The following is a 12097-nucleotide window of genomic DNA, read 5'->3' as shown; positions in this document are numbered from 1 at the left end:
GATTTGCTGAACTCTCTGAAAGAGTTGCAAAATTAGAAGAAAGGTTTGCTAGATTGGAGGAGAGGGTGATTAAGCTTGAAGAGAGATTTGCTGAACTCTCTGAAAGAGTTGCAAAATTAGAAGAAAGGTTTGCTAGATTGGAGGAGAGGGTGATTAAGCTTGAAGAGAGATTTGCTGAACTCTCTGAAAGAGTTGCAAAATTAGAAGAAAGAGTTCTAAGAGTTGAAGAAGAGTTACGGGATTTCGGTAGAATTATGAATGCTATAGCTCATAGATTTGGTATTCTAACTGATGAAGGATTTAGAGAAGCTATGAAGTATGTTGTTGAAGAAGCTCTAGGTGTTGCTAGAGTATCTCGATGGATTTACTATGACGATAAAGGTGTTGTTTATCAGAGACCTTCTATTGTTGAAGTCGATATTGTTATAAGAGATAAGGAACACATATTGCTAGAGGTTAAATCAAGAGTTGATAAAAGTGATCTTCTCGAGCTCTACAGAATAGGAAAATTATATGGAGAAGTACATAACCTAAAGCCAAAGCTAGTAATAATAGGGGCATTCTTTGCCAAAGGTGTTGATGAATTAGCAAAAGACTTAGGAATAGAATTAAAACCTATAGTTAAAGCGTATAGTTGAAACATCTATATTTACTAAACCTCGTTACGTTGTTATTAAGGGATACAAAGAACTATTTGTTACTTAATTTTCTAGTTTTGACAAGAAAAATGTGACACAAAGGTTCAAGGTAATGCTATTCCATCTTGAATTCTAATAAATACATATAAACTCCATGACTATTTTATCTATTTATTGTTTAACAAGTGATGTTATCTTAAATTATATAAAAATTATGTAGAAGCTAGCCATAGATTTTTTAAAAGAGTTTCGTTAGTTAAGTTAATTATTGAAAAGCATGTTTCGTGTACTAAAAGATCATGATTTAACTTAACATCTCTTGCCATAGGTATTGTTATTGGTATAGCCATAGGCTACTTAGCAGGATACATATCGCTTCCCTATATAGTAAAACTTCAGCAACTTGTTACTGACCATACAAAGTTTACTCTTGACTGAGCACATCAAGGTCCTCAAGCACTTTTCTTAGTGCTCTATACAAAGGGTTCTTTGCTGAAGAAGTACTTTCAGTAACTATTGATAGAGGCTATGATTCAGCTAAAGCTGTTAGTGATGTAGCTACAGGGGTGTTCGATATGAGTTTCGGTGACTTTAGCTCTTTGGTTGAGTTTAAAGCTAAGAATCCTGATGAAAGAGTTAAAATGTGTAGCTATTGCTCATCTAAGGGCTCCTCATTCTATCGTTACGCTAAGGGACAGGGGTATAGAGGATCCAAGGAACTTAGAAGGGAAGGAGCTAGAGGCATTCACAGGCGATGTTTTCAGAAGACTTTTTCCAGCATTTGCAAAAACTGTTGGTATAAATTGACAAGGTTTCGTGAGTCACTATGGATGTATTTAGAGAGCCTATACTTGTTAAAGGTGAGGTTGATGCTGTATCAGGATTCTACTATACAGTACTTGGTAAATACATCTGTAAACGATGTGATTGTGTTTAAGTATGCTGACTACATACCCATAGACGAGAACTACATTCTAAGCAATAACTGTTTTAATAGAAGCCATGGTGATGAAAATCGTTAGAGATGCCTTAGGAGAGTTTAGAACAGTATTTTCAGCACTCATAATGATTATAGTAATTTTAGGGCTAATGCCTATACACACTATCTATAGAAATACATGCGGCCCTTAGCTAAAAAGAAAACAATTATAAAAACCTAGGTTTATTGTATTGAAAACCTAGCCAAAATAATGATTATATCAAACCATAGAACAAAGTAAACATTATTCATTTATTGTAGTAGACCTTAGTATATACGTTTGACATTATCTTAACTACTTTAGATTCCTTACATCGTATTCTTCACATAGTATAGATCAATAGAATAAAGGTATTCTCTACCAATCTCATACAATCACTATTCATGACTCTAAATCAAGATACATCCTGATCATACTATATAAATACCTACGGTAACTATATATGTTTATAATGAGCTATGTATATATGTATATTAGAGTGTGTATACTGTTTAATGCAATCTATAATTCTGCTGAAGATATTATAGAGTATAGAAATTAATGTTTATATTGTTGAATTAATGTACAGATACTTGGGTGAACGTGATGATAACTTTAAGTAGAATGGTTATAGTTATAGCTGTAGCTGTTATAGTTACAGCTATAGCTGTATACTCATTAACACACATAATGTTAGCTAGCGATAGAAAAGAGCAATATGTTACTCTAACTAGAACTGTCCAGCAAACTATTCACCAAACGGTTACTGTGTTACAGACAACTACAATTATGACAACGGTTACCCCAATTACTACAACGGTCACTGTTCCAGCTACCGTAAGATATACACCTAGACCAGAAGTCAGAGGCTTATCTGTATCTGGTGCTGGCGCTTCCTTTCAGTATCCACAGATAGCTCAATGGGCTCGTCTATTCAAGGAGGTTGCTGGTGTTGAGGTTACTTATCAGTCTGTTGGAAGTGGTGCTGGTCAGAAGATGTTTCTAGTTGATCGTGTTACTGATTTTGCTGCTAGTGATCCACCTTTAACTAAATCTCAATATGAACAGTATAGAGGTCAGGTTATGCAGATTCCATGGATTATGGGGGCTGTTGTTGTTGTATACAATGTTCCAGAGATTAAGGGACATAATCTTAAGCTTACTGGAGAAGTCATAGCCAAGATATATCGTGGAGAAATAGAGTACTGGGATGATCCAGCAATAAAAGAGTTGAACCCAGATATAGCCAATATCCTTCCACGTAAACAGATCATAGCTATCCACAGATCAGATTCAAGTGGTACTACAGAGATATTCACGGTATTCCTAAACAAGGCTGCACCAAACATATGGGGTAAGGACCTCGTTGGTAAGGTAGTTAACTGGCCTATTGATGCTACTGGGAGAGGTATTGGTGCTAAAGGTAATGAAGGAGTTACAGCTACAGTTTTACAGACGCCTTACTCTATTGGATATGTTGAACTAAGTTATGCGCTAGAGAACAATCTACCTATAGCAGCTATAAGGAATGCAGCAGGAAGATTTGTTCTACCTACAGATGAAGCTATAAGGAATGCAGCTAAAGGTGTACCTATACCCTCTTCGCCTCTAGAGGATTTTAGTGAAATGTTTGTAGAAGTAATATACTCTCCACATGAAGGTTCTTACCCGATATCATCTCTGGCATTCCTATTTGTATGGAGAGAATATGGAGATCGCAACAAAGCTCTAGCTCTTAGTGAGTTTCTGAAGTGGATAGCTATAGAGGGATACAGCAATATGGTTCAAGGATATGTAGCTCCTCCGCAACAAGTAGTAGAACTACTTTTATCTGCAGCTAGACTACTAGAGAGCTAGGTAATAGCTGATATAGAGTTAAATACTGATCCTATTAGCTAGAGATTTCGAGACACTATTAAGATGCAAGGTATGGTATATGTCTAGATCGAAACATGATAGGCTTTTTTTGATTTCCTTTCTACCTACAGCTTTCATAATCTCGAGCATTCTTGTGCTCTTTCTCATAATATTCTCCTCCAATTCTCTAGACTCTATCAAGATGTTTGGAGTAAAACTATTTACGGAAAGTATATGGGATCCAGAGAAAGAGGTGTATGGGGTTCTGGCACCTATTATCGGTACATTTACAGCTTCTTTTATCGCTGTCTTTATCTCTCTATTCTTTTCATTACCTCTATCGATACTCATCACCGAGTTCTTGAGGGGTAGAATTAGGGATATATTTTCATCAGTTGTAGAGCTTATGGGCGGTATACCGACGATCGTATATGCTGTCTGGTCTCTAAACTATTTAGCGCCCTTCCTTCGGAGTTACATCATGGAGCCTCTACATATGTATCTAGGATTTATACCTTTCTTCTCCTGTAGACCTGTAACAGGTTTCTCTATATTTACTGCTGGAATAGCTATAGGTATATCTATTGTGCCCTACATGACATCGATTATAGTAGAATCCTATAGATTGATTCCATCGATATACAGAGAAGCTTGTCTAGGTATAGGGGCTACTAGATACGAAACAACAAAGATACTTCTATCTCTAGCCAAGCCAGCGATACTTGCATCAGCTATACTTGGTTTCGCTAGAGCTGCTGGAGAAACAACTATAGCTGTAGTGACTATAGGGAACTCGATGAATCTAAGCCCATGTATTTTTGCACCTGGGTACACAGTATCTGCATTAATAGCCTCTAACTACGAAAACGCAGGTCTGTATATATACGCTGAATCAGTTCTACATGCATCTGCACTAGTGATACTTTTTGCAACACTTATCCTTAGTTTCGCTGGATTGATGATTCTAGATAGATGGAGGGTGAAAATCGTTGTCTAGATGGAGAGATGTGAGAGATAAGCTCTTTATATTATTAGTGATCTTGATGTCTGCTATAGCTCTACTGCCATTACTACACATGATTATAACTATAGCAATAAACGGTATACAGACTATAGCTAGAGCAGGTATTAGATTCTTTACAGATATACCTCCACCACCCATATCGAGAGATATAGGCGGTATAGCTCCATCACTTGTAGGCTCCTTCATAACTACACTAACATCTCTACCTATAACCATAGCCTTAGCATTATCGGCGGCAATACTTTCTACAGAATTTCCCTCTAACCCTCTATCCAGACTTACAGATATTCTCTCTAGATCTTTTGCAAGTATACCCACTATAGTTGTATCAATGTTTGTCTATGCACTAGTTGTTGTTCCGATGAATAGGTTCTCTGCTCTAGCGGGAGCAGTAGCTTTATCCCTGATATCTCTCCCATATGCATATACATCATTTTCATCTGCATTAAGATCTGTTCCACAGACCTATAGAGAAGCCTCTTACTCTATAGGTATGAACAGGTGGCAAACAGTAATCAAGGTGTTTATACCAATAGCTAGAAAAGCTATTGTTGTAAGCATATTGATAACGTTTGCAAGAGCTATGGGGGAGACAGCAACTCTACTCTTTACTGTTGGAAGATATAGAGTTGGTGTAAACATAGATATTAGAGCTCCTACAGATACTATACCTCTACTTATATTCGATTTCATAACAACTCCATTCAAAGTTTATCACGAGATAGCTTGGGGAGCAGCACTAGTACTTCTATTCATCTATATAGCTATATTTATCACAGTTAAAACAATCGTTAAAGAGGTGAAGTTATGAGGTATGCTATAGAGATCAAGAATCTGAACCTCTATATAAGTGATAGACATATCCTTAAGAACGTGTCTATGGATATAGAGCCCAACACAATTCATGTAATTATGGGTCCCTCTGGTTCAGGTAAAACAACTTTATTGAGGGTTATAAACAGACTCATAGACTTGACACCGAATATTAAAGTTTCTGGAGAGGTATATGTATTGGGTAGAAATGTATTTGAGATAGATCCATATACTCTAAGGAGAGATATAGGTATGGTTTTCCAGGTACCTAACCCGTTTCCCCATATGTCTATATACTGGAATATAGCGATAGCTGCTAGACTCAATGGTGTTGCTAGAAACAAGAGAGATCTAGATGAAGTAGTTAGATGGGCTTTAGAAAAAGCTATGCTTTGGGACGAGGTTAAGGATAGACTGAATAAGTATCCAAACGAGCTTAGTGGAGGTCAGAGACAGAGACTGTGTCTTGCTAGAGCGTTAGCCATGAAGCCAAAGATACTTCTACTAGATGAACCAACAGCAAATATAGATCCTGTTAATGCTAGAAAACTTGAGGAGGCTATAGTGTCGCTTAAAAACGATGTAACGATAGTTATGGTGACTCATTCACCACATCAAGCAGCTAGAGTTGCTGATAGTGTTACACTTATATATGATGGAGCTGTAGTTGAACAAGGGGCTGCTTCAAGAATATTTCTCCATCCATCGAATGAGTTCACAGCTAAGTTCCTTAGAGGTGAGATATAGGTATGCTCTTGATAGATGAGCTCGAGAGACTTAGATCTATACTACTCCATATGGCTGAACATACACACAAGGTAATGATCAAGACCTCTGAACTCTTTAACGAAAGCAATACCTCTGTTAGAGAAAGTCTATGGAGAGAGATAGACGAGATCTCATCTATACTCGATAGGATAAGGAGAGAATTCGTAAATGAGGTTCTGGTATTCATAGCCAGAAGACAGCCTTTAGGTAAAGAGCTCCTCATTGCTCATACATTGATAAGTATAGCATACGATGTCTATAGAATATCTAGATACTGTAGAGAGATAGCAAGAATAGACATAATGCTGACACCAGAAAGTATAGCAAGTATCAAGGGAGCTTCAGAAATGTTCAGATATGCAATTAAAGCAGTTGAAAATGCATTAAAAGATCTTGTAGAGCTTAAACCAGTAAACGAAAGAGCAATTCTGGAGATAGACAATAATGTAGATACACAATATAGAGCACTATTAAAAGAGGTTATATCGAGAGAATATGTAGATCGATCAACATCACTAAAAGTACTCATAATGAGGCATATAGAGAGAATAGTAGATCATGCAAACTACATAGAAGACCACCTAAAACTACTAACATAAAACAAAACAAATATTTCCATAAACAAAAACTCAGTGGGTAACCACACAATCATCGGTATCCTCACATTCCCCGAAAAACTCATCATCAAACATCATCAAACTCTCTACACTACTTTAAGTCTTTCTCAAATCAATACAAACATAACCTTCTGCAACAATTCTATACTAGACTATACAAAAGTCTCAATAAATAAACCTTCTACAGACTTTCTGCATCCTTTGATAGTTTCTAACACTATTGATAATGATCTTTGAGTTAGAGACCTTAGCACTATTGAGTTCTCTCAATGTGTGAGTCTATAGTGTTTGACGTGCTTCTCTACCTATCTATTATGAGGTTATAAAAGTTCTTATGTTTATGGGATAGAGAATATTGTTCGTAGAGAATTATGTTGGTTTAACATGATGATTTATAGAGAAGTTGTAGCTAGAGTTCATGTATCTTGAAGTTCTGTTATTTAGTGAATATTGTTGTTGATTTGTGTTCTAGGTATTGGCTGGATGTGTTGAAGCTGGTTAAAGGTTTAGTTAAAGAAGAGTATTGTTATAGTTATGATTATCTACGATCTGATTAATGTTTTTAGGTCATTGAGTGAAGTGATGATGTAGATATAGATATGGTTATACCTTATGTTGCTGTTTCTTCAATTAGTTCAAGGTGTTGTTTTGTGTCTAGTGTATGGTTATAGCTGTAGCTAATCCAATTAAAAGTGCTACTATGCCTAGTCCTGCTGTTAATTTGTATCTGTATTTCTTGGCTATGAACAGTAATAGTTTGATTGTGGCAAAACCTGTGATTACTGATACTAGAGATGCTAGTCCTAGTAATGTGATGTCAAGGTGTATAGTAGTTAGTTCTTCTAATGTTATTGTAAGGATTGTGGCTCCAAGATTTACAGGAATAGAGGCTAGAAAGCTTAGCTTAAGAGCATCATCAATAGTATAGCCTAGGTAGAGTAGTGTTGCTACTGTTACACCTGACCTACTTACACCAGGTGCTATAGAAAGTCCTTGAATAAGGCCTAGAACAAGTGAGTCGAATATATCTATATCTGTGATTTTCTTCAATCCTGTATCTAATCTACTTAAGACTAATGCTTGAAGTAGGAGAATGAAGCCTATTGCAATGGTTATAAAACCTATGAACTCTTCTCTTAGTAATAAGAACTTGGTGAACACTATGTATATAGGTAGACCTGTTAAGCACGATGAAAATGTTGTAATAATTAAATATGTTAACAACTTTGTATTCTTAAACAAAATTATATCGAGAACCTCACGCCTAAAATAAACTATTGCTGCAAAAACTGTTCCACCCTGAACAGCTAATCCGACTAAGTAAGAAATAGTGAGAGGTCTTCTTAACACAAGTGATGAGAAAAGCATAACTATAGTCTTGCTAGAAACAGGAAGCCATTCAAAGATGCCTTGGAGAACTCCTATCCCCAGTATTTCTGCAACAGAGCTACACATTCTAGACAACACCACAACTCATTTTAGCACTAACATAGGGTCAGCTAGACTAATATAGATATCTAGCAAATCTATGGTTTCTATAGCTATACAAAATAATCCAGAACTATCTTAAGTTCATATAAACACCAACTATGTCTCAAATAAACCTCTGAACCTTTTCCATAGCAATCTACTTCAACTATAACCACATCGACAAGAATCTGTATAAGCTATATCAATAAGGTTTGTATTTGAACCAAACCTATATAATGTGTTTAGAATCAAAATAATACAATAATACATTTCTATATCATCTTGAAGCTAGATGTAGTTGAAGATCTATTGAGAATCCTCAATACTTGTTATAGAGAAGAGAGCATCAATATCTAAAGTCTTTAGAGAGAACCTAGACTGTGTATAGTATCCAATGTTCTACCTCAAAATTTATAAGTTCTGACCCAGAATCTAGATTCTGGGGTAGAATAATTGTTATTTGATCCTAGACCTAAAACTAATAGAAATGAGCTTTTCGGAAGAGATCAAGAACTCGAGATACTGCACAAAAATATAGATTCACCTCTCACAATTATTTCTGGTATCAGGAGGATAGGTAAGACTTCTCTATTGAGTGTTTTCCTTAATGAAGTTGATATTCCGAGTGTATTGATTGATTTAAGGAGTCTACATACTAACTATGGTCTACGTGATCTATATTCATTGATTTCAAAAGCGTTTTCATCGAGACTCGATAAGCTGTATGATGTTCTTAAATCTATATCTGGTATAAGTATTAGGGGTGTTGAGGTAGAGATTAAGTGGAGAGGTAGAGGTTCTATTACTCTTTCTTCACTTTTCGATGCTCTCAATAGGAAGAGAATTATAGTGGCTTTTGATGAAGCTCAGAAACTCAGAGGTCCTCGTTCTCAAGAGTTTCTCAATGCTTTAGCACATGCCTATGATTACGATAGAAACATTACATTCATACTTACTGGTTCAGAGATCGGTTTACTTTACGGATTTCTGGGAATCGATAAACATAACTCACCTCTCTACGGTAGATACTGTTTTAATCTCAAACTCGAAAGGTTTGATAGAGATACTTCACTAGAGTTCTTAAAGACTGGATTCAGAGAGCTGAGAATAGATGTAAAAATGGATGTTCTGGAAATAGCTGTTGAAGAATTTGGTGGAATACCGGGTTGGCTAACATTCTTTGGTAATGAATATTCTAAAGGAAATAAGGATATCGTTAAGATAAAAGAGCTAGCAATAGGTGTTGCTTTAGGAGAGCTACAGAATATTGTTAGAGAGAGAGGTAAGAGGTATGCATTGGTTTTAAAAGGAATCGCTAAAGGAATTACGACGTGGAGTAGTCTAAAGAGGTATGTTGAGGAAAAAGAGGGTGTTACGATATCCTCTAGCATACTATACAATATCGTGAAGAACCTTGAAGATATGAGTATAATCCATAATTATCAGTTTCTAGACCCTATATATCGAGAAGCATCGCTAAGAATTCAGATAACATAGCGCTATATCATTAATGAACCACTTTCTCGATGAAACTATCTCTACACAATTCTGTTTAACCTAGACGCTATACTCTAGTACTCTAGATAACGTAGCATGTGTTCAATACCTTATGGAAGTACTGAACATCTAGTCCTTATCCCATATAGTAAAACTTTAACGCATCTATAGAAAATGTATTATGTTTATTGATAACCTCTTCTCTAAAGAGTTTTTAGGTTGATAAAGCAAGTATTGCTCTAAACATTTGAGCAATACAAAAATAAATCACACAATGAGAAACTATATATATGGTTCTTTTAGATAGCTTAAGGCATTATTCAAAGATATTCTGATTACTGATGATGTTTATGGCCAAGGCTTCAACAATTTCGTTAACTTGCTAGAAAAAAGTGCTATAACCTTAGCTCTTGTTTATTGTAACATAAAATTCGATACTATTAAGCAACCTATATGTCTTAAAGCTGATGAAAGAATGTTGAAACATGATACTCTAACTCTTTGATATATAACTTAAGCACCGCTACTCGATACACAGAACTCAATAAATATCGTTCTTTAATAAATATAGCATTACTAGGTATGTGTAAAGCTCAATAGTTTAGAGCAATCTGAAACATAATCTTAAAGTAGTTATGCACAAAACATGTGGTCTGGAGAAGAGGTTTATGGAATGAGGTATCATGAAACCCTTATTATGGGGGCTATAGCGAGAGTATATGAAGATGAATCAATAGAAGTTATTTCAGAACCAAAACTTCAGCATTGTACCTATATGCATAGAGTTTATGGTATACGAAAAGTTTGTGAAGATGTTGTAAAATATGTGTTGAAGCTTAAGATAAAGGAATACGGATTATTTACACCTAAAAGAAGATTCGATTTAGGGAGAATAGTTGCTTTCGGAACTTCTGAGATCATGTCTTGGGGAATAGAGAAAGAGTTTTTTGATTGTGCTGTAATTGTATGTGATGGAGCTGGAACTATTATTGCAAGATCTCCACAATTGGTTCAAGGTGTTGGAGCAGTTATGAATGGTCTTCTCAAGACCTACCCTATCAATGAGGTTATTGAGAGTATTGAGAAACTAGAAGGTTTTGTTCTAGATAAAGATAATGCGACTATAGATCAAGTTGAAGGTATTGTAAAAGCTATTGAGTTAGGATGTAGGAAAATTGCTGTTAGTGTTATAGGTTTGAGATGCTGGGAGATATCTGAGATTAGGAGAATAGAGGATAGGTATAGTGTTAGTGTAACAGTATTCTCTACCTGTAATACCTTAACTAAGGCTAGCTGTATTACATATATAGAGAAAGCTGATTACGTTTGTACAAGCGTAAACCATATGTTGAGAAAAGCATTAGCAAAGAAAACACTAATACAGTTAGGTGTAACAATACCTGTCTATATACTAACAAATAAAATGAAAAACTTGGTGCTAGAGTATATGAAAGATTTTGATGAGCAGTTCATTATCAGGAGAGCTACTCTACCATATGAAGAAGAATACACAACAAAGTGTACTCAATGTGAATGGCTATAGCTATTAGCTATGAAATAGCAAAACAGATGCCCTTACTCCCTAAACATATATCATAATATTATATATATTTTATTTACTAGAAAACATAAACAATACATATGTAGTAATCCATAGCTTCGACCTATATATAGAGTTTATGTAAACTGTTCTATCTAGATACACAAACCAAGTATTATAGATCTAGTGTTATTATAGATCTAGTGTAAGAGTCAACAATAAGTATCTATATCTATATCTAGTAGCAAAATGATTCCCAATCACTATGTAGAAGTGTTGTCAATATACTGTGCTCACCAGATAGAGACATAGAAACCTAAATCCAAGTGGTTTAAAACATGTAAACAGTAAGACGATTAAGAAGAATGCAACACATGTAACTCTGAGATCCATTGAGATGCTGATGCAATTAATTCTCAAAGCCATATCGACATCTAGATATGAGAAACAGAAGATGTGAATAGTGGTTTAGATTTTGTGAAAGAACTCGACACATAATTCTATATGTATATATGGTAAAAAAGAATTATAGGTTAGAGATACTGAAGAAAATTCATAACGTTATCGATAGTCTTCCAGGAAGCATCTCTAGTAATGCTATAGGTTATGTGAGGAAGGGTCATGATAATAATTGATGCTTCATCTCTAGTCAAGTATGTTTTGAGAGAACTCGACTGAATTAAGGTAGAGCTCTATTGTCTCTAAGGATAGTCTATAGAACATATCGTTAAAGAGATTTCTAACACTATATGGAAACACTATGCTATATATAGGAAGATAGATAGAGATATAGAGATACAGTATTGAAGCTAGTAAAGATGCTAAAGATACTCATAGACAAAATAGCTATAGTTCTAGAGAATCAGGATGAATATCTTTCAAGAGCATTACAAGATATTTCTTGAGTATTTACT

The 12097-nt window shown here is 35.3% G+C and carries 12 protein-coding genes; 11 read left to right on the top strand and 1 reads right to left on the bottom strand.

The features are described from left to right. The 8 genes from QXK50_08380 to QXK50_08345 all read left to right on the top strand — a co-directional run. A partial coding sequence (locus QXK50_08380; protein ID MEM2009164.1) for a DUF3782 domain-containing protein occupies nt 1-638 on the top strand: 638 nt, incomplete at its 5' end. Between the two features lie 603 nt (nt 639-1241). Beyond that, nucleotides 1242-1445 (top strand): hypothetical protein, encoded by a 204-nt coding sequence (locus tag QXK50_08375; protein MEM2009163.1) that lies wholly within the window; start codon nt 1242-1244, stop codon nt 1443-1445. Nucleotides 1446-1646: 201 nt separating this feature from the next. Beyond that, complete coding sequence (locus QXK50_08370) at nt 1647-1769, top strand: hypothetical protein (protein MEM2009162.1); 123 nt, start codon at nt 1647-1649, stop codon at nt 1767-1769. Nucleotides 1770-2203: 434 nt separating this feature from the next. Continuing rightward, nucleotides 2204-3454 carry a phosphate ABC transporter substrate-binding protein PstS gene (gene pstS, locus QXK50_08365; GenBank protein MEM2009161.1) on the top strand — a complete coding sequence of 417 codons (1251 nt, stop codon included), beginning with the start codon at nt 2204-2206 and terminating at the stop codon, nt 3452-3454. Nucleotides 3455-3533: 79 nt separating this feature from the next. After that, the gene (gene pstC / locus QXK50_08360) at nt 3534-4451 is read left to right on the top strand and encodes a phosphate ABC transporter permease subunit PstC (GenBank protein ID MEM2009160.1); all 918 of its coding nucleotides are present in this window, start codon (nt 3534-3536) and stop codon (nt 4449-4451) included. Continuing rightward, nucleotides 4444-5289 carry a PstA family ABC transporter permease gene (locus QXK50_08355; protein ID MEM2009159.1) on the top strand — a complete coding sequence of 282 codons (846 nt, stop codon included), beginning with the start codon at nt 4444-4446 and terminating at the stop codon, nt 5287-5289. The genes pstC and QXK50_08355 overlap by 8 nt, the downstream gene beginning before the upstream one ends. Then, a complete protein-coding gene (locus QXK50_08350; protein MEM2009158.1) occupies nt 5286-6038 on the top strand; it encodes a phosphate ABC transporter ATP-binding protein in 753 nt (250 codons plus the stop codon). The genes QXK50_08355 and QXK50_08350 overlap by 4 nt, the downstream gene beginning before the upstream one ends. 2 nt (nt 6039-6040) lie before the next feature. After that, nucleotides 6041-6658 (top strand): PhoU domain-containing protein, encoded by a 618-nt coding sequence (locus QXK50_08345; protein MEM2009157.1) that lies wholly within the window; start codon nt 6041-6043, stop codon nt 6656-6658. A 672-nt stretch (nt 6659-7330) separates the two neighbouring features. Here QXK50_08345 and QXK50_08340 read toward each other — a convergent pair. Next, entirely contained in the window at nt 7331-8131 is an 801-nt protein-coding gene (locus QXK50_08340; protein ID MEM2009156.1) for an undecaprenyl-diphosphate phosphatase, read from the bottom strand. A 468-nt stretch (nt 8132-8599) separates the two neighbouring features. Between QXK50_08340 and QXK50_08335 the strand changes: the two genes are divergently transcribed. From QXK50_08335 to QXK50_08325, 3 genes are all read left to right on the top strand, one after another. Beyond that, nucleotides 8600-9643: an ATP-binding protein gene (locus tag QXK50_08335; protein MEM2009155.1), complete on the top strand. Its 1044-nt coding sequence runs from the start codon at nt 8600-8602 to the stop codon at nt 9641-9643. A gap of 673 nt (nt 9644-10316) precedes the next feature. After that, nucleotides 10317-11186: a DUF2099 family protein gene (locus QXK50_08330; protein ID MEM2009154.1), complete on the top strand. Its 870-nt coding sequence runs from the start codon at nt 10317-10319 to the stop codon at nt 11184-11186. 509 nt (nt 11187-11695) lie between these two features. Beyond that, on the top strand, nt 11696-11818 hold the full coding sequence (locus QXK50_08325) for a hypothetical protein (protein ID MEM2009153.1): 123 nt from the start codon (nt 11696-11698) through the stop codon (nt 11816-11818). Nucleotides 11819-12097: the final 279 nt, after the last annotated feature.

Source organism: Ignisphaera sp., from assembly GCA_038831005.1.
Classification (GTDB): Archaea; Thermoproteota; Thermoprotei_A; order Sulfolobales; family Ignisphaeraceae; genus Ignisphaera.
Note: the sequence above shows the minus strand (reverse complement) of the source record. Positions and strands in the feature narration are given on the sequence as shown.

Excerpts from the sequence above, each read along its gene's own strand:
- QXK50_08325 (MEM2009153.1), top strand. The coding sequence starts at position 11,696 with ATGGTAAAAAAGAATTATAGGTTAGAGATACTGAAGAAAATTCATAAC.
- QXK50_08370 (MEM2009162.1), top strand. The coding sequence starts at position 1,647 with ATGAAAATCGTTAGAGATGCCTTAGGAGAGTTTAGAACAGTATTTTCA.
- QXK50_08345 (MEM2009157.1), top strand. The coding sequence starts at position 6,041 with ATGCTCTTGATAGATGAGCTCGAGAGACTTAGATCTATACTACTCCAT.
- pstC (MEM2009160.1), top strand. The coding sequence starts at position 3,534 with ATGTCTAGATCGAAACATGATAGGCTTTTTTTGATTTCCTTTCTACCT.
- pstS (MEM2009161.1), top strand. The coding sequence starts at position 2,204 with ATGATAACTTTAAGTAGAATGGTTATAGTTATAGCTGTAGCTGTTATA.
- QXK50_08330 (MEM2009154.1), top strand. The coding sequence starts at position 10,317 with ATGAGGTATCATGAAACCCTTATTATGGGGGCTATAGCGAGAGTATAT.
- QXK50_08340 (MEM2009156.1), bottom strand. The coding sequence starts at position 8,131 with ATGTGTAGCTCTGTTGCAGAAATACTGGGGATAGGAGTTCTCCAAGGC.
- QXK50_08350 (MEM2009158.1), top strand. The coding sequence starts at position 5,286 with ATGAGGTATGCTATAGAGATCAAGAATCTGAACCTCTATATAAGTGAT.